This is a genomic window from Streptomyces sp. S186, assembly GCF_051603415.1.
Classification (GTDB): domain Bacteria; phylum Actinomycetota; class Actinomycetes; order Streptomycetales; family Streptomycetaceae; genus Streptomyces.
Window position 1 is genome coordinate 5644278 of the sequence record NZ_CP193932.1, and the last position, 17306, is coordinate 5661583.

The 17306-nt window shown below is 72.8% G+C and carries 13 protein-coding genes, 3 tRNA genes and 1 pseudogene; 9 read left to right on the forward strand and 8 right to left on the reverse strand.

The features are described from left to right. Window positions 1-226: 226 nt before the first annotated feature. The 4 genes and pseudogenes from ACRAS8_RS24270 to ACRAS8_RS24285 all read left to right on the forward strand — a co-directional run bounded on the left by ACRAS8_RS24270 (window position 227) and on the right by ACRAS8_RS24285 (window position 5813). Window positions 227-1489, forward strand: a complete 1263-nt coding sequence (locus ACRAS8_RS24270; protein WP_438488106.1) for an NAD(P)/FAD-dependent oxidoreductase — start codon at window positions 227-229, stop codon at window positions 1487-1489. 9 nt (window positions 1490-1498) lie between these two features. After that, window positions 1499-2521 carry a pyridoxal-phosphate dependent enzyme gene (locus ACRAS8_RS24275; protein ID WP_438488107.1) on the forward strand — a complete coding sequence of 341 codons (1023 nt, stop codon included), beginning with the start codon at window positions 1499-1501 and terminating at the stop codon, window positions 2519-2521. A 90-nt stretch (window positions 2522-2611) separates the two neighbouring features. After that, window positions 2612-4323 (forward strand): annotated as a pseudogene (gene dnaG, locus ACRAS8_RS24280) (DNA primase). 242 nt (window positions 4324-4565) lie between these two features. Further along, window positions 4566-5813 (forward strand): RNA polymerase sigma factor, encoded by a 1248-nt coding sequence (locus tag ACRAS8_RS24285; RefSeq protein WP_438488108.1) that lies wholly within the window; start codon window positions 4566-4568, stop codon window positions 5811-5813. A gap of 35 nt (window positions 5814-5848) precedes the next feature. Here the strand turns inward: ACRAS8_RS24285 and ACRAS8_RS24290 are convergent, their stop codons facing one another. Both ACRAS8_RS24290 and ACRAS8_RS24295 read right to left on the reverse strand, forming a co-directional pair. Next, window positions 5849-7309, reverse strand: coding sequence for an FGGY family carbohydrate kinase (locus tag ACRAS8_RS24290; RefSeq protein WP_438488109.1), 1461 nt, complete (start codon window positions 7307-7309; stop codon window positions 5849-5851). A 76-nt stretch (window positions 7310-7385) separates the two neighbouring features. After that, the gene (locus ACRAS8_RS24295) at window positions 7386-7685 is read right to left on the reverse strand and encodes a YtxH domain-containing protein (protein ID WP_438488110.1); all 300 of its coding nucleotides are present in this window, start codon (window positions 7683-7685) and stop codon (window positions 7386-7388) included. A gap of 215 nt (window positions 7686-7900) precedes the next feature. Between ACRAS8_RS24295 and ACRAS8_RS24300 the strand changes: the two genes are divergently transcribed. The 3 genes from ACRAS8_RS24300 to ACRAS8_RS24310 all read left to right on the forward strand — a co-directional run bounded on the left by ACRAS8_RS24300 (window position 7901) and on the right by ACRAS8_RS24310 (window position 8307). Further along, a tRNA-Asn gene (locus ACRAS8_RS24300) sits at window positions 7901-7973 on the forward strand. A 5-nt stretch (window positions 7974-7978) separates the two neighbouring features. Next, window positions 7979-8051 (forward strand) — tRNA-Asn (locus ACRAS8_RS24305). Between the two features lie 179 nt (window positions 8052-8230). After that, a tRNA-Ile gene (locus ACRAS8_RS24310) sits at window positions 8231-8307 on the forward strand. Between the two features lie 343 nt (window positions 8308-8650). Here the strand turns inward: ACRAS8_RS24310 and ACRAS8_RS24315 are convergent. The 6 genes from ACRAS8_RS24315 to ACRAS8_RS24340 all read right to left on the reverse strand — a co-directional run bounded on the left by ACRAS8_RS24315 (window position 8651) and on the right by ACRAS8_RS24340 (window position 15854). Beyond that, window positions 8651-10438 (reverse strand): WD40 repeat domain-containing protein, encoded by a 1788-nt coding sequence (locus ACRAS8_RS24315; protein ID WP_438488111.1) that lies wholly within the window; start codon window positions 10436-10438, stop codon window positions 8651-8653. A gap of 23 nt (window positions 10439-10461) precedes the next feature. Further along, the gene (locus ACRAS8_RS24320; protein WP_438488112.1) at window positions 10462-11292 is read right to left on the reverse strand and encodes a nucleic acid/nucleotide deaminase domain-containing protein; all 831 of its coding nucleotides are present in this window, start codon (window positions 11290-11292) and stop codon (window positions 10462-10464) included. Between the two features lie 12 nt (window positions 11293-11304). After that, on the reverse strand, window positions 11305-11934 hold the full coding sequence (locus ACRAS8_RS24325) for an SUKH-4 family immunity protein (RefSeq protein ID WP_438488113.1): 630 nt from the start codon (window positions 11932-11934) through the stop codon (window positions 11305-11307). An 81-nt stretch (window positions 11935-12015) separates the two neighbouring features. After that, a complete protein-coding gene (locus ACRAS8_RS24330) occupies window positions 12016-13707 on the reverse strand; it encodes a nucleic acid/nucleotide deaminase domain-containing protein (protein ID WP_438488114.1) in 1692 nt (563 codons plus the stop codon). Between the two features lie 252 nt (window positions 13708-13959). Further along, a complete protein-coding gene (locus tag ACRAS8_RS24335) occupies window positions 13960-14835 on the reverse strand; it encodes a glycosyltransferase family 2 protein (RefSeq protein ID WP_438488115.1) in 876 nt (291 codons plus the stop codon). A 227-nt stretch (window positions 14836-15062) separates the two neighbouring features. Continuing rightward, window positions 15063-15854 carry an MBL fold metallo-hydrolase gene (locus tag ACRAS8_RS24340; protein WP_438488116.1) on the reverse strand — a complete coding sequence of 264 codons (792 nt, stop codon included), beginning with the start codon at window positions 15852-15854 and terminating at the stop codon, window positions 15063-15065. Window positions 15855-16290: 436 nt separating this feature from the next. Here ACRAS8_RS24340 and trxA point away from each other — a divergent pair, with 436 nt between their 5' ends. Next, window positions 16291-16695, forward strand: coding sequence for a thioredoxin (gene trxA / locus ACRAS8_RS24345; protein WP_438488117.1), 405 nt, complete (start codon window positions 16291-16293; stop codon window positions 16693-16695). Next, window positions 16692-17288, forward strand: a complete 597-nt coding sequence (locus tag ACRAS8_RS24350) for a histidine phosphatase family protein (protein ID WP_438488118.1) — start codon at window positions 16692-16694, stop codon at window positions 17286-17288. The genes trxA and ACRAS8_RS24350 overlap by 4 nt, the downstream gene beginning before the upstream one ends. The last annotated feature ends 18 nt before the right edge of the window (window positions 17289-17306 follow it).

Here is a 17306-nt window from a genome sequence, read left to right on the forward strand (position 1 = left end):
GTGACCCTGGGGAAGCGGCCCCTCTTCCCCCCTCACGCTCCGTGCGGGACGCTCGTCCCCGCGACGGCATACGGGAACCCGAAAACCGTCGAACACATCAAGGGAACGAGAGAGAACACGGGAGGCACCGCACAACGGGGCGGCAGCGGGGGAAACAACGGGGAACCAACAGGGGCGTTCACGGACGCGGACGCGGACGTACGGCACCGCAACGAGGAGGAAGCAAGTGGTCGACACGCACCAGACGTTCGTCATCGTCGGGGGTGGCCTGGCCGGAGCGAAGGCCGCGGAGACGCTCCGCGCGGAAGGGTTCACCGGCCGGGTGATCCTCATCTGTGACGAGCGCGACCACCCCTACGAGCGCCCCCCGCTCTCCAAGGGGTACCTGCTCGGCAAGGAGGAACGGGACAGCGTCTTCATCCACGAACCCGCCTTCTACGCCCAGGCCCGGATCGAGCTCCACCTGGGCCAGCCCGCCGTCCACCTGGACCCCGCCGCCCGGACCGTCCGCCTGGGCGACGGCACCCTCATCGCCTACGACAGGCTGCTGCTGGCCACCGGAGCCGAACCCCGCCGCCTGAACATCCCCGGCACCGGCCTGGCCGGTGTCCACCACCTCCGCCGCCTCGCCCACGCCGAACGCCTCCGCGGCGTCCTCGCCTCCCTGGGGCGCGAGAACGGCCACCTGGTCATCGCCGGCGCCGGCTGGATCGGCCTCGAAGTGGCCGCAGCGGCCCGCTCCTACGGCGCCGAGGTCACCATCGTCGAACCCGAACCGACGCCCCTGCACGGCATCCTCGGCCCCGAACTCGGCGCCCTCTTCACCGACCTGCACCGCGAGCGCGGCGTCCGCTTCCACTTCGGCGCGCGCCTCACCGAGATCGTCGGCCAGGACGGCGTGGTCGTCTCCGTCCGCACCGACGACGGCGAGGACCATCCCGCCCACGACGTGCTCGCCGCCATCGGCGCCGCCCCCCGCACCGCCCTCGCCGAACAGGCCGGCCTCGACGTCGTCGACCGCGCCGACGGCGGCGGGATCGCCGTCGACGCCGCGCTGCGCACCTCCGACCCGTACATCTACGCCGCCGGTGACGCGGCCGCCGCCGACCACCCCCTCCTGGACACCCGGCTGCGCGTCGAGCACTGGGCCAACGCCCTCAACGGCGGCCCGGCGGCCGCCCGCGCCATGCTCGGCCAGGACATCAGCTACGACCGCGTCCCGTACTTCTTCTCCGACCAGTACGACCTCGGCATGGAGTACTCCGGCTACGCCCCGCCCGGCTCCTACGACCAGGTCGTCTGCCGCGGCGACGTCGGCAAACGGGAGTTCATCGCCTTCTGGCTCAGCGAGGGCCGCGTCCTGGCCGGCATGAACGTCAACGTCTGGGACGTCGCCGAACACGTCCAGCAACTGATCCGCTCCGGTGCCCCGTTGGACCCCGAGAAGCTGGCCGATCCCACCGTTCCCCTGACCTCACTGCTCCCGTAACGTGCCCGTATGACCTCTGGTCCCACGCGCCCCACCGGCTCCGCCGGCCCCGGTGGCAGCGGCACCCCGGGCGTCACCCTCGACGACGTCCGGGACGCCGCCCGCCGGCTGGCCGGCGCGGCCCACCGCACCCCGGTGCTGCGCTCCCGCACCCTCGACGCCCGGACCGGCACCCGGGCCCTCCTCAAGTGCGAGAACTTCCAACGGGCCGGCGCCTTCAAGTTCCGCGGCGCCTACCACGCCCTCTCCCGCCTCACCCCCGAACAGCTGGCCCGCGGGGTCGTCGCCCACTCCTCCGGCAACCACGCCCAGGCCCTCGCCCTCGCCGCCCGGGAACGCGGCACCCGCGCCGTCATCGTCATGCCCGCCGACGCCCCGCGCTCCAAACGGGAAGCCACCGCCGGCTACGGCGCCGAGATCGTCACCTACGACCGCTACACCGAGGACCGCGCCGCCCTCAGCGCCCGCATCGCCCAGGAGCGCGGCCTGACCCTGATCCCCCCGTACGACCACCCGCACGTCATCGCCGGACAGGGCACCACCGCCCTGGAGCTCCTGGAGGAGACCGGCCCGCTCGACGCCCTCCTCGTACCCGTCGGCGGCGGCGGGCTGATGGCCGGCTGCGCCACCGCCGCCACCGCCCTGGCCCCCGGTATCCGCATGATCGGCGTCGAGCCCGAGGCCGGCGACGACACCCTCCGCTCCCTGGCCGCCGGCCACCGCGTCGCCGTCCCCGTGCCCCGCACCATCGCCGACGGCCAGGCCGTCGAGACCCCCGGCGAGCTGACCTTCGCGATCAACCGGCGGCTGGTCGACTCCGTGGTCCTCGTCACCGACGACGAGATCCGCGCCGCCATGGCCTTCGCCTTCGAACGCCTCAAGATCGTCGTCGAGCCCAGCGGCGCCAGCGCCCTCGCCGCCCTGCTCTCCGGCCGCCTGGAGCCGCCCGAGGGGCCCGCACCGGCCCGCATCGGCGTGATCGTCTCCGGCGGCAACATCGGCCCCGACCGCTTCCGGGAACTCCTCGGCTGACCCGGCCCGGACCGCCCCGGCCCGGCTCCGCCCGCCCCGGCCGGGGCTCGTCCGGCGAGGACTGTCGGACCCCCACCGTAGAATTCACGCGTGGCAGGCAGGATCAACGATGACGATGTGAAGGCGGTGCGGGACGCGGTCCCGATCGACGCCGTCGTGTCCGAGTACCTCCAGCTCCGCAACGCCGGCGGCGGCAACCTCAAGGGCCTGTGCCCCTTCCACGACGAGAAGTCCCCGTCCTTCCACGTGAGCCCCGCCAAGGGCCTCTACCACTGCTTCGGCTGCCAAGAGGGCGGCGACACCGTCGACTTCGTCATGAAGATCGACCACCTCTCCTTCGCCGAGACCATCGAACGCCTCGCCGCCCAGGCCGGCATCACCCTCCGCTACGAGGAGGGCGGCTACACCCCCGGCCGCCAGCAGGGCGAGCGCACCCGCCTCGTCGAGGCCCACAAGGCCGCCGCCCAGTACTACACCGAGCAGCTGGAGAGCCCCGAGGCCGCCGTCGCCCGCACCTTCCTCGCCGAGCGCGGCTTCGACCAGGCCGCCGCCCAGCACTTCGGCGTCGGCTACAGCCCCGCCGGCTGGGACCACCTCACCCGCTTCCTGCGCGGCCGCGGCTTCACCGACAAGGAGCTGGTCCTCTCCGGCCTCTCCCAGGAGGGCCGCCGCGGCCCCATCGACCGCTTCCGCGGCCGCCTGATGTGGCCCATCCGCGACATCTCCGGCGAGGTCGTCGGCTTCGGCGCCCGCAAGCTCCGCGACGACGACAACGGCCCCAAGTACCTCAACACCCCCGAGACCCCCCTCTATCGCAAGTCCCAGGTCCTCTACGGCATCGACCTCGCCAAGAAGGAGATCGCCAAGGGCAACCGCGCCGTCGTCGTCGAGGGCTACACCGACTCGCCGCCGAGACCTCCATCGCCATCTCCCCGGGCGGCATGGACCCCTGCGACCTCCGGCTCGCCGAGGGCGACCAGGCCGTCGCCGCCCTCGTCGAGTCCCGCACCCCCCTCTTCGCCTTCGCCCTGCGCTCCATCGTGACCCGCTACAACCTCGACACGGAGGAGGGCCGGATTGCCGCCGTCGAGGAAGCCGTACCGGTCGTCGCCGCCATCAAGGACCGCGGCCTGCGCGACCGTTACGCCATCCGCCTCGTCGGCCTCGTCGGCATCACCAGCCAGGCCGAGGAGCAGGCCATCGTCCGCCGGGTGCGCGGCCTGGCCCGCAGCCGCGACGACCGGGCCCCCCAGGTGCCCGCCCGCACCGCCGCCCGCGGCCCCGCCGCGCCCGCCCCCACCGCCCCCCAGGAGCGCGGCCCCGCCCTCAACCTCCGCAGCCCCGCCCGCATGGTCGAGCGCGAACTCCTCAAGCTGGCCCTCCAGCGCCCCGACCTGGTCGCCCCCACCTTCGACGCCTACGGTGCCGACGAGTTCACCGCGCCCCCGTATGCCGTCGTCCGCCAGTGCATCCAGGAGGCCGGCGGGGTGTCCGCCGCGGACGCCGACTACACCGCCCGCGTCATGGACGCCGCCCCCGACAACACCATCCGCTCCCTGATCACCGAGCTGTCCGTCGAGCGGCTGCTCACCCGCCGCGAGCCCGATCCGGTCTACGCCGGCGAGCAGTTGGTGCGCGTCCGCGTCGCCGCCGTCGACGCCCGGATCGCCAGCCTGGAGGGCGCCGCCCGCCGCTGCGAGTTCCAGGGCGACCACGAGGGCGCCGCCGCCGTCCACAAGGAAGTCTGGGTCCTCCAGCAATACGGCCAGTCCCTCCGCGAACGCGGCGCCGCCGCCCTCTGACCCGGTCTCGGGCCACCGCCCGGTCCGGCCCGCACCACCCACCCCAGGAAACCCGCCACCCTCCACCGGCACCTCCGGGTAGCCATTCGGTCACGGACCGGACTCAAAAAGTGCTCGCACGCCCCTCGTGGCGGACATGTGTCGTACTCCACACTGAGGAGCGGTGCCGTAAGTCCCCCGCAGCGCGGCACATCCGCCCCTGCGCGCCGCCGTACGGGACGCGAGCCCCCGCGCAGCCGCTCGTGCCGTGGGGCGGACCCGGCGGTCCGGCCGCCGCCGCCCCGGTCCTCGTGCCGCCCAGCCGCGATCACCTGGAGGTCGCCCCCGTGCAGACCCGGACCCTCCCCGCCGCACCCCCCGGCGGCACACCGGCCGCCCCACCCGATACCGGCCTGCCGGCCGTGCCGGTCACCGTCCCGCAGCAGGCCGAACCCCCGGCCGCCGAACTCCTCGCCGCGCAACTCCCCCCGGAGCACCCGGACCCGCCCGAGCCCCGGGACGCCCCAGACCCTGCGGACGCCCCGGACCCCGCGGACGCCACCGAGCCCGCCGGCCCCGCCCTCCGCGCCGACACCGGCGGCCCCTCCTCCGACCTCTTCCGCCAGTACCTCCGCGAGATCGGCCGGATACCGCTGCTCACCGCCGCCGAGGAGGTCGACCTGGCCCGCCGCGTCGAGGCCGGCCTGTTCGCCGAGGAGAAACTCACCCGCACCCCCGACCTCGACTCCCAACTCGCCCACGACCTCGACACCTTGGTCGTCCGCGGCCGGATCGCCAAACGCCGCCTGATCGAGTCCAACCTCCGCCTGGTCGTCTCCGTCGCCAAGCGCTACGTCGGCCGCGGCCTGACCATGCTCGACCTCGTCCAGGAGGGCAACCTCGGCCTGATCCGCGCCGTCGAGAAGTTCGACTACGCCCGCGGCTACAAGTTCTCCACCTACGCGACCTGGTGGATCCGCCAGGCCATGTCCCGCGCCCTCGCCGACCAGGCCCGCACCATCCGCGTCCCCGTCCACGTCGTCGAACTCATCAACCGCGTCGTCCGCGTCCAGCGCCGGATGCTCCAGGAACGCGGCCACGAACCCACCCCCGAGGACGTCGCCGCCCAGCTCGGCCTCACCCCCGAACGCGTCACCGAGGTCCTGCGCCTGGCCCGGGAACCGGTCTCCCTGCACGCCCCCGTGGGCGAGGAGGACGACGTGGCCCTCGGCGACCTCATCGAGGACGGCGACGCCGCCTCACCCGTCGAGTCCGCCGCGTTCCTGCTGCTCCGCGAGCACCTGGACGCGGTCCTCTCCACCCTCGGCGAACGCGAACGCAAGGTCGTCCAGCTCCGCTACGGCCTCGCCGACGGCCGCCCCCGCACCCTGGAGGAGATCGGCCGGATCTTCGGCGTCACCCGCGAACGCATCCGCCAGATCGAGTCCAAGACCCTCGGCAAACTCCGCGACCACGCCTTCGCCGACCAGCTCCGCGGCTACCTCGACTGACCCGCGGGCGGCGCCGCCGCCCCGGGCAGCCCGGCTCACCCCTCCCGCTGGAACGCCCCCGGATGTGCCTCGTCCCGCACCGCCGTGTACTGCTGCCGCACCGCCTGCCACACCGGCAGCTCGTCGCCCGGCTCGAAGACCTGGCTCGCCGCGGCCGGCCACCGCGGCGGCTCCGGATACCCCGCACCGCCGTCCCCGCCGGCGGCCGTACCGTGCGCCACCTGCCACGCCCACGCCGCCTGCCGGGCCGCGCCCAGCGCCGCGTACTCGGCCGGCTGCGGCACCACGACCTGCGCCCCCAACAACCCCGGCGCCGCCGCCTGCACCGCGCCCAGCTCCGCCGCCGCACCCAGCAGGAACACCCGGTGCACCGCCACCCCGCGGCCCCGCAGCACATCCAGCGCGTCCGCGAGCCCGCACAGCATGCCCTCCACGGCCGCCCGCGCCAGATGCTCCGGCTTCATGCTCTCCCGCCGCATCCCGTGCAACGACCCGGCGGTGTGCGGCAGATACGGCGTCCGCTCACCCTCCAGATACGGCAGCAGCACCATCCCGTACGCACCCGGCGACGAGGCGAGCGCCAGCTCCGACAGCCCTGCCAGATCCGTTCCCAACATCTCCGCCGTACCGCGCAGCACCCGCACCGCGTTGGTGGTGTGCACCACCGGCAGATGCCGCCCGGTCGCGTCCGCGAACGACGTGATCGTCCCCGTCGGATCCGCCAGCGCCTCCTCGTGGATGGCGAACACCGACCCCGAGGCGCCCAGCGACACCACCGCGTCGCCCACCCCGACCCCCAGCCCGAAGGCGGCGGCCATCGTCTCGCCCGTCCCCGCCGAGATCAGCAGCCCCTCCGGCGTGAAACCCGCCGTCCCCGCCGGGCCCAGCACCTCCGGCAGCCGCACCTGGTGCCCAAGCGCCAGCTCCACCAGCTCCGGCCGGTACGCGCCGGACGCCGCCGACCAGTAGCCGGTCGCCGACGCCCCGCCCCGGTCCGTGGTCCGCCGCGCCGGCCGGCCCAGCAGCTGCCAGGCAAGCCAGTCGTGCGGCGTCATCACCTCCGCGATCCGGGCCGCGTTCGCCGGCTCCGTACGCGCCAGCCACCGCAGCTTGGTCACCGGGTGCTGCGCCTGCGGCACCGCGCCGACCGCCTGCGCCCAGGCCGCCCGCCCGCCCAGCGCGTCCACCAGGTCCGCCGCCGCGCTCTGCGCCCGCCTGTCGTTGCCGACCAGCGCCGGCCGCACCGGACTCCCCTCGGCGTCCAGCGCCACCAGCCCGTGCTGCTGCGCGGCCACCCCGATGGCCTGGACGCCCTCCAGGAGCCCGTTCCCCGCGGCCTCGCCGAGTGACATCAACCACGCCTGCGGATCGACCTCGGGCCCCTTCTCGACAGGGTGCGGCGCATACCCCTGCCTGATGACGGCACCCGTGTCCGCATCGCAGACGACGATCCGTGTGCTCTCGGACGAACTGTCCAACCCGGCGACTATCCCCATGGCCCCAGATGATGCCCCATGGGACCCATGGGGAAAGAGTCAGGGTTTGCCCACCGCGGCCCGGCCCCGTCCCACCTCAGGTGTTGCTGGTGCCCCAGTCGTCCTCGTCGGCCGCGCGCTGCTCCCGCAGCGACCGCACCCGCTCCGCCACCGGGCCCGGCAGCCGGTCCCCGACCCTGTCCGACACCGCCGCGAACGCCTTCGACGCGGCCTGCCGCCCGCCCAGCGCGGCCGCCTCCGCGCTGTTGCGGACCGCCGGGTTCTGCGCGATCCGCTGCGCGCCCTTGCGGAGCTGCTCGTACCGCTCCCGCCCGGCCCGGCTGCCGAGCACGTATCCCACCGCCAGTCCCGCGACGAACGTGAGCCGGTAGCGCATCGCTCCACCTTTCCCTTGCCGCTCGATCCCGTCCGGTGCCGGCCGGCACCGGACGCCGGGCTGGGCACCTGCCCACCGGCACCGGGCCCACCCGCGGTGGCCTCCCGGGATACCGATTGGCGGAGCACCCCCCTGCTTGCGCTAATGTATGTGTCGCAGCGAGCGCACGCCGTCCGGAGCCCCCGGCAGCGATGCATTCGAGGCAAGCAGAGCAATCCCCTGTAGCTCAATTGGCAGAGCAGCCGGCTGTTAACCGGCAGGTTACTGGTTCGAGTCCAGTCGGGGGAGCTCAATCCCCTGTAGCTCAATTGGCAGAGCATTCGGCTGTTAACCGGAGGGTTACTGGTTCGAGTCCAGTCGGGGGAGCAGAAGGAACGAGGACCCCGGAAGGGGTCCTTTTTCTTGTGTCCGGGAACCGAATCCCCGGTGATCGAAGTCCTCTTGGGCGTGCAAGGTCGCCCGACGGCAGCCCGCACGGGCAGCAGATCGTATGAGCGGCTATGCTGCGGCAGACGGCGCGCACAAATGTGCGCGACGCGCCGTGAGGGGCGGTAGCTCAGCCGGTTAGAGCAGCGGACTCATAATCCGTCGGCCGTGGGTTCGAGTCCCACCCGCCCCACCACGGCAGGTCAGCGCAATCCGATCTGACCAGCCAAAACACGGCAGCAGGGCCGCCACCTCCGGGTGGCGGCCCTCGTCGTTCCGGCCCCGAAAACGCGCCACGGGCCGCACAGGGCCGGACGGGGCAGGGATGGGCCACGTGGGGGACCACAGGGGGCCGGGCCGGGGCCGGAAGCGGCGCTTGTGGCGTCGTCCTGCGAGGAGCCGCCGGCGTCGGTGGGGAAACTGTGGGAACTGATCGTCAGGGGCCGGGAGTTGGGACGGCTCGTCGGCCTCCTGCGCGGGAACTGAGGCGCGGGGGCGAGCCGATGGCCGCCCAGGACCGGCCCGCGGGGCGGGTGCGATCAGTTCCAGAGGCGGTCGAGGGCGAGTTGCAGGGTGTGCAGGCCGTCGGGGCCGCTGAGGGTCAGGCGGCCGGTGGGGGAGAGCGTCAGGGCGTTGCAGCGGTACAGCAGCGGCAGGGTGCGGACGGTCCCGCTGGTGAGGTGCCAGAGGTGCAGTTCGGCGTCGTTCCAGGCGGCGGCCAGGAGCGGGCCGGCGGGGGTGTCGGCGGCGGCGAGGGCCGTGACGAGGGCCGGGCGCTGCTCCACGGGGCCCGCCATCGGTTCCCCGGACGTCTCCCACAGGCGGATCGAGCCGTCGAGGGCGGCGCTGAAGACGAGGGTGAGGCCGTCGTCGGGCAGCCGCAGGCAGGTGACGGCGGTGACGGGGGCGCGGTGCAGGCGGTGGGAGTGCGGCAGGGGCTGGTAGGCGGTCAGGGACCACACGTGGACGGCTCCGCCGGCGTCGCCGACGACGGCCGTCGGCGACCGGCCGTCGGCGCCGAGCGCGGTGGGCCGGGAGGGCGCGGAGCCGAGCGCCGCGGTGCCGTGGTGGGCGGCGATGTGCCCCAGTACGGCGCCGGCCGGGCCTTCCTCGTCGGGGGTGAGGGGGAAGAGCGGCCCGCTGCCGTCGAACAGCAGCACCGCCTCCGGGCCGGCGGCGGCGAGGCCGAAGGGGCGGAGCCCCGCGGGGGCGGGCACCGCGCCGGTGCGTCCGCCGGTGCCCGCGTCGTGACGGTGGAGCCGGCCCAGGGCGTCCGCGACGAGCAGGGTGCCGTCCTGCGGCAGGTGGCAGTGGGCGGCCGCCGGGACGTCGTGCTGCGCCCAGGCCGCGGTCCACAGGTGCCGTTCGGCCAGCGGGCGCACGTATTCGGTGAGGGTGGCGCTGGTGGCCAGGGCGGCGGCGTGCAGGACGGCGGCGCGGGCGAGGTCGTCGGCCGCGGAACCGGACAGGTGGGGCGCGGCGCGGTCCCAGATGGTGCGCAGGCCCGCGGGGGCGACGGTGGCCGGATCGTGGAGGGCCGCGGTGATGGCCGTGGCGGAGCCGTAGAGGAGGAAGCCGGGGTCGGCGAGCAGGGAGCCGGCCGCGATGCCGCCGTCCTCGGTGCCGAGGGTGGCGTCGAGGACGTGCTCGCGGGCGGCCGGCGGCGCCTCGTCCCACCGCGCCCGGCCGTCGGCGGTGCGCGGGACGGCGGCCAACAGGGCCGCGGCGTCCGCGTCCGGGGCCTCCTCGGAGGCGGCGGGCGGGGGTGCGGCATCGGGCCAGGGAGCCTCGCCGAGGTCGATGACGTGGGGGTCGGCGTCGTCGAGGAGGGCGGTGGTGCCGGTCTCCACGATGGCGCGCACGTGGGGGAGCCTCAGGAGGGGGACGAGGAGCTCGTCGACGAGCGTGCCGGGGTCCGCCGGGGCGTGGCCGGCCGGCCCGCGGCCGGCGAGATGCAGGTCGGGCAGGAGGAGCAGCAGCGGCCGGGCGTCGGCGGCGACGCGGTCCAGGAGGCGGTGCGGGGGCAGCGGGCCGTAGCCGAGCTGGCGGCCCAGCTCCCAGGCGACGGAGTCGGCGATGAGCCCGGCGGCGGGGACCGTGGCGTGGACGGTGGTCCGCCCGTCGGCGCCCGCCCCGGCGAGGAACCAGGCGAGCAGATGACTCTTGCCGCCGGCCCGGCCGCCGCGGACCAGGCAGAGCCGCGGCAGTTCGCCGTCGGCCGCGGCGGCCCAGTCAAGAAGGGCCCGGCCGGCCGCCGCGTGGCGGTCGGCCGGCGCCGGCCGGGCCGCCGCCTCGGGCGCCGGCTCAGGGTGTGCGGTGGTCGTCATCGGCGGTTCTCCCCCTGCCGCGGTCACTGCTGGGCGGCCGCCTCGCGGAGGAGGCGGATCCCCTCTGCCCGGGACTCGGCGCTCTCGCCATAGGGGAAGTTGTGGGTCAGCTCGGCATCCGGGAACATCCGGGCCAGCCACAGCGAGCAGTAGTGGCCGGGCAGGAAGCACGCCTCCAGCTCCGTGTGGATCCGCGTCACCTGGGACGGCTCGACGCCCGCGCCGCGCAGCGCGGACCACAGGCTCTCCTCGGGGTGCAGCGCGATACCCCCGGCCCGGGTTACCACCTGCTTCTCGCCGTCGTCGCCGACGTACTCGAAGGCCGCGTACCACTCCGTGCCCGCGGTGTCCCGGATGTCGTCGAGGACCAGCGGCCACCAGTTCTCCCGGTCGGCGAAGGCCGCCGGATCCGTGGCGCGCAGCTGCCGCTCCGCCGCCGCGAACGCCTCCGCGGCGGTCTCCGGCCGGTCGGTGCCGAGGATGACGCGCAGCGCCCGGTCCAGTTCGCGCAGGGACTGGGCGAACCGCTCGGGCGAGGAGTTCACGAACCTGGGCGGCTCCTGGTAGCCGAGCAGTACCGCCCGCACCTCGCCTCCGGGGGCGGCGCAGAGCTCGTAGCCCTGGTCGGTGCCCAGGCGCGCCCACTGCCGCTGCTCCTCGCGCGCCACCGCCGTCCCGACGGACTGCGCGTAGGCGTCCAGCAGGACGGGTTCGCCGGGCGAGGTGGAGAAGTAGGGGCCGACCGTCCAGGGGACGGCGACCTGCGCCAGCCGGCGGACGCTCTCCGGGGCCGCGAACGGATCGCCCGCCTCCTCCGGCCCGAACTTCCGCAGTTCACCCTCGGGCACTGTCATGGACGACTCCGCCTAACCCACCGTCTCGTACACGTCTGAGAGGACACCGTCCCACGTCGGAACGGGCCCGGCGTCCTCGGCCTCCCAGTCGGCCTCCTCCGACCAGACGGGCTCCACCCCTTCGAACGGCAGCGGATCGGCGTTCCGCATGCGCTCCCGGAGGGACTCCGCCAGCGCCTCGGGGTCGGGGAGGTCCTCCGACACCGTGGCGTCGTAGCCGGGGCGTTCGAGTTCGAGGAGATAGAGGAAATAGAGGAAGGAATCCAGGCTCCGGTTCAACGGGCGGGCCGTGAACTCCCCGTCCGGCAGGGCGTGGACGGCTCCGGAAACCGGGTCCAGTGCCACCACGTCGTAGTGGATCTCGCCCAGCACCAGCCACTGGGCCCAGCCCTCCGGCATGTCGTGGTACTCGGAGAAATGGCTGAGTTGCCCGCACCGGCGGAATCGGTCGGGGGTTTCCCCGGCGAAGAGGCCGCCGTCGAGCACGAAAAAGGAACTCCGGTCGTCCGGCAGGCCCGTGGCGGTCAGCAGTGTACGCGTCGCCGCATCCATTTCCGCCGGCAGCTTCTCTTCCTCCAGCGTGACGAGCTTTTCCGGAGGGAATACCGACTCCAACAACGACCGGTCGGTGAGCTGGGGCATGTTCTGTCCTGTCGGTAAGGTGCGGGAATCCGGTGATCGTATCGGAGGCGATTCTCTGCGTCAATTTCTCCGCGTCAATCGCTACTTCTTGCGCCGGTTAATGCCGTTGAGATACTTCTCCATTTCGTCGTTGCCCTTCTTCTTGGACTCCGCGGTGTCGCCGTACTCGACGGTGTGCGAAACCTTGACGTCGTCCGGGAGATGGTGCGACATCCAGGCGCTGCAGTCCCTGGTGCCCGGCCCGGTGGTACAGGGCTCCCGCTCGGTGTAGAGCTCCGACATGCCCTGCGATTTCCCGGAGTCCAGGAACGGGATGCCGACCTGGCGTTCGGAGTGCATTCCCGGCCATTTACTGCGGCCGACGAGTACGAATTCATCGTCGGCGCCGCGTTCGCCATACCGTGCCGCGGCGTAGTTCCGACTGGAGAATTTCCCCTTGCTGACCCGCCCGTAATCTCCCTGTTTACTGCCCGCGCCAGTGTTGGCGTGCCGCGCCAGCTGGGTGGCCTGCGACAGGTCCGTACTGCCGAACGCCACCTGCTGGGAAGGTTTCCGCTTGCGTTCTTCGGCCGGCGGCAGCGGATATTTGCCGGCCTCCCGCCGCGGGACGTGGTCGTCGCTCAGCAGTCCTATCGGAGTGAGCCGCTTCCGGTCGTCGGCGGTGAGGTCCTTGTGCCCTTCGGTGGTGAGACGGGTGACCTTTCCCTTGTCGCCGACGTTGTACATCGGCGGATTTCCGTGCGAATTCTTGCCGATGTTCTTGAGGTCGGCCGCGATACCGTCGTCGTTCTCACGATGGTTCAGCTTCATCTTCTTGACGCCGTTGACCATCTGGTCGTCGAGATGGTCGGCCGTCCGCTTGACGCCGTTCTCCAGCCCCTCCAGCGCCTTGTCGATCATCGGGGCTGCGGCGTTGGCGATGGCGTCCTTGCCGCGGGTCCGGCCGTGATGGCTCCTGGCCCGGCCGAGCTTGCCGCCGGCCCCGCTGCGGAAGGTGCCGCCGGCGCTCTGCAGGCCGGTGACCACACTGTCGTGGGCGTCCGGATCGAAGGTGAAGCCGCCACCGCCCCCACCGCCGCCTCCGCCGCTCCCGCCTTCCCCACCGGCGCTGAGCAGCTGCATCGCACCGGCCGCTGACTTCCCGGCCTCCTTGCCGGCCTGGGCCGCGTGACCGACATCGATGCCTTTCTGGACCCCGAGGGCATTGGCCCCCACCTGGACCACCAGGTCGCCGACCATCGCCCCGAGCGCCTCCTCGATCGGCGACAGCGCGACGCTGACGACCTGCTCGACGACCTGCTCGCAGACCTCCTTGATGATCCGTTTCACGGCGATCCGGGTCGCCTGCGTACCCGCCAGCGCACCCACTTCCGACAGGCCGAACGTGAAGGGCGCCGCCGCCTGGGCCGCGATCACCTCCGCGGCCAGGATGGCGAGTTGCGCGATGGCCGCGATCTTGGCGCCCTCGACGAGGCCGGCGACGACGTCCATGGCCGTGCCCGCCATGCGCCCGCACTCCGCGAGCCCCTTCAGATGCTTGCCGTTGACCTTGCCCCAGTGGGCGTTGAGGGCCGCCACCCCCAGCGAACCCCCCGCCGTGCCCACCAGGCTCTCGATCACCTGATGCGCTTGGTTCGCCCCGTGGTCGATGTCATCCGCGAACTCCCGCAAGGAGTCCGCCATCGCGCGGTAGTCGTCCTCGTCCACGTTCGGCCACGAGACGCCGATGATGTCGAGTATCTCGTCGGCCCAGCCCGGAAGTACCACGCCCACGCGAACACGCCCCTAACTGCCGTCCCCACTCGCCGGATCGAGCAGTTCCCCACCAGATCGAGCAGTTCCCCACCAGCTGTGAAGTTCCCCACCAGTTCGTGAAGTTCGTAAAGCTCGTATGGGGAGACGTTCTCAGAAAGTTGACGGTTCCTCAAAGGGGGCGCCAAAGACGGCGGAGGTCGTTCCGCTCCCGCGTGAACGGGGCGGCGGGCGGCCCTGGCCGGGCGGCCCCCGGCCAGGGCCGGACAGTCCCTAGATGACCGGCGGACGCCCCAGCCTCGTCATCCGCCACACCGTGCTCCAGCGCATCGGCCGGCGCCGCCCGCACGGCGTCCGCACCCCCTCCGCGAAACCCGCCGCCCAGGCCCGCATGCCCGCCGCCGAGCGGCTGCGGACCGCCGTCAGCGCCGCCCACACGCCCAGATAGACCGGCACCAGCACTGCCGGCAGATGGCGCTTGGCCAGCCAGACGCGGTTCCGGGCGACCATCCGGTGGTAGACCGCATGCCGGGTCGGCGAGGTGTACGGGTGCTGCAGCACGATCTCCGGCGCGTAACGGATCCGCCAGCCGTCGTCCAGCGCCCGCCACGCCAGATCGGTCTCCTCATGGGCGTAGAAGAACTCGTCCGGCCAGCCGCCGATCCGGTCCAGCATCGGCACCGACAGCGCGTGCCCGCCGCCCAGGAACGTGGTGACCAGCCCGCCCCGCTGCGGATCGCCGACCCGCAGCCGCGGGACGTGGCGACGCTGGGTACGGCCCCGCTCGTCGGCGATGCGGAAGCTGACGATGCCCAGCTTCGGGTCGCCGGCGTACAGCTCCGCGAGCCGGCTGAAGACGTCCGTGCTGATCAGCAGCCCGTCGTCGTCCAGATCGACCACCACGTCCAGATCACCGAGCTTGCGCAGCTCGTCCAGGGCGACGTTCCGGCCACCGGCGACCCCGAGGTTCTCGCTCAGCGACACGCCGGTGACGCCGTCGGGCAGCGGAGGCAGCGGCGAGCCGTTGCCGACGACCACGATGTGCGTCGCGGGAAGATCCTGCTTCGCCACCGAATCCAGCAGCTCCTGGAGCTCGGCGGGGCGGTTTCCCATGGTCAAGATGGCGACGCCTACGCGCAGCTGACGCACAGATGAACACTCCGTTCTTGGCGGTCTCTTCAGCGATGCTAGCCGCCTCCACGGACCACCGTGCGCCACGACGCAGGCGCCGCGACATCCTGTAGGAATCCCTTCGGGGCCATCGGTGAACGGGACTTGGGCCCCGGCTCCGGGCGACTTCGACGGCTGCCGGGGGACTTCGACGGTCCTCCGGGCGACTTTGCCGGGCTGGCGTCACCCCGGCCGGATCACTGCGGTCAACCCTGTGGGGCGTCGGCGCCGGCCAGGGCGCTCGGCCGGGCGGCGAAGACCCGTTCCGGACCGAACCGTTCCTGATAGCCGTCGGCCAGCGCGCGCAGCGCCGCCGCCCCGTCGCCGTGGTACGACGACCCGTGCATCACCGCCAGCGTCCTGGGCGAGAGCCGGGCCAGCGACCGCATGGTCCCCACCGCCGCCGTCAGACACGACGTCTGGCGGAACATCTCCTCCGCCTCCAGCGCCGGGCCGACCAGATCGCGGTCGGTCACCGGAGGCCCGTTGCCCAGGTGGGTGAACAGGTCCCCGCACAGCAGCGTGCCGGTCGTCTCCTCGAACAGCACCCGCGCCTCCCAATTGTGCGGCACATGCGGGGTGTTGAGGTGCATCACCCGGCGCCGCAGCAGCGCCTTGCCGCCCAGGTCGAGCGTCTCGCCGTGCGCCAACGGGCGCGGCGGCCGGTCGGCGAGATCGTTGAGCGAAACCAGGCACCCCTGGAGCCCGTGGGCCACCTCGGCGCGCGGGGCCGCGGCCAGGAACGCGTTCATCGCCCCGCACTCGTCGGCCTCCACATGCCCGAACGCCAGCCAGCGCAGCTCCTCCACCGGCACCACCCGGCCCACCGCCTCCGAGACCGCGGGGAACAGATACCGCATGCCCGTATGGAAGAGCAGCGGCTCCTCCGCGTCGATGAGGAACTGGTTGAACGTGAAGCCGGCCGGCGCGGCCACTTCGGGAACGTAGGTGGAGATCCGGTAGATCCCGTCGGCGATCTCATCGACGCGCGTCTCCATGGGGCCGACGCCTCCTTCGGCCTTACGGGCGGCCCCCCTGTCTGATGTCTGCCCTTGTCCGTTCCTGTCCGTCTCTGTCCATCGTAGGGCGGGGGAGGGAGGTGGGGTGCGGTAGTTGGGGGCCGCTGGTCTTCGGGTATCCGGGAGCGGTCCTCGGGAGTGATCTGCGCCACGGCATGTCTAGGACGGCAGGGTGTGGGCAGGGGAGCCCGACGGCTCGGTCCGCGGAATTGCGGAATACCGTGCGGTTTGATCCTGTTACGGGAGCTGTGAGGGCGCAGTACGTCGGGACCGGCCGAACCCCACCGCACAGCAGAAGCCGTCAGGCGGAAATCCGTCGGGCGGAAAGCAACTACACACCACACACGACAGTCGCCCCGGAGGCCGAAGCGTCAACACGCCGTGGCCTCGACGACCCGGAAGCAGGGAAGCGCGTATGAGCACCGTGGAGCTCACCAAGGACAACTTCGACGAGATCGTCTCCGGCAACGATTTCGTCCTGATCGACTTCTGGGCCGAATGGTGCGGCCCCTGCAAGCAGTTCGGGCCGGTCTTCGAGCGGTCGTCCGAGAAGCACGACGACCTGCTGTTCGCCAAGGTCAACACCGAGAAGGAGCCCGAACTCGCCGCCGCCTTCGACATCAGCTCCATCCCCACCCTGATGATCGTCCGGCAGAACATCGCGGTGTTCGCCCAGCCCGGCGCGCTCCCCGAGGCCGCCCTGGAGGACGTCATCGGCCAGGCCCGCGCACTCGACATGGACGAGGTCCGTGCCTCGGTCGCCGAGGCCCAGGCCCAGGAGGCGCAGGGCGCCAGCGGAGAGCGGGCGCAGGGCGAGTGAGCGAGCTGCTGCTGGTCCGGCACGGTGAGACCGAGTGGAGCCGCGACGGCCGGCACACCAGCTGGACCGACCTCCCCCTCACCGACAACGGCGAGGAACAGGCCCGCGCACTCCGGCCGGTGCTGTCGGCGCGGAAGATCGCGCGGGTCTACGCCAGCCCGATGACGCGCGCCCTGCGCACCGCCGAACTCGCCGGACTCCCCACCCCGCACATCCTCGACGACCTGCGGGAATGGGACTACGGCGGGGACGAGGGCATCACCACCGCCGAGATCCACCGCACCAGACCCGGCTGGTACCTCTTCGACGACGGTGTCGCACCAGGGGCGGCCGACCATCCCGGGGAGTCACCCGAGGAGGTCGGGGCGCGCGCCGACCGCGTACTCGCGCTGATCGCGCCCCACCTGGAGGCCGACGAGGGCGACGTGGCACTGGTGGCGCACGCGCACTTCCTGCGCGTCCTGACCGCCCGCCGCCTGGGCCTCCCGCCCGCCGCGGGCGGCCTGTTCACCTTCGGCACCGGCACCGTCGGCGTGCTGGGGACGGAGCACGGGCGGCCGGCGGTGGTGGCCTGGAACACGCGGAGTCTGTAGCGGGGCGGAGTTCTGTAG

Bases quoted from the DNA above. Each gene is read 5' to 3' on its own strand.
- ACRAS8_RS24325 (WP_438488113.1), bottom strand. From the start codon at position 11,934: ATGCCCCAGCTCACCGACCGGTCGTTGTTGGAGTCGGTATTCCCTCCG.
- ACRAS8_RS24320 (WP_438488112.1), bottom strand. From the start codon at position 11,292: ATGACAGTGCCCGAGGGTGAACTGCGGAAGTTCGGGCCGGAGGAGGCG.
- ACRAS8_RS24340 (WP_438488116.1), bottom strand. From the start codon at position 15,854: ATGGAGACGCGCGTCGATGAGATCGCCGACGGGATCTACCGGATCTCC.
- ACRAS8_RS24290 (WP_438488109.1), bottom strand. From the start codon at position 7,309: ATGGGGATAGTCGCCGGGTTGGACAGTTCGTCCGAGAGCACACGGATC.
- ACRAS8_RS24275 (WP_438488107.1), top strand. From the start codon at position 1,499: ATGACCTCTGGTCCCACGCGCCCCACCGGCTCCGCCGGCCCCGGTGGC.
- ACRAS8_RS24315 (WP_438488111.1), bottom strand. From the start codon at position 10,438: ATGACGACCACCGCACACCCTGAGCCGGCGCCCGAGGCGGCGGCCCGG.
- trxA (WP_438488117.1), top strand. From the start codon at position 16,291: ATGAGCACCGTGGAGCTCACCAAGGACAACTTCGACGAGATCGTCTCC.
- ACRAS8_RS24295 (WP_438488110.1), bottom strand. From the start codon at position 7,685: ATGCGCTACCGGCTCACGTTCGTCGCGGGACTGGCGGTGGGATACGTG.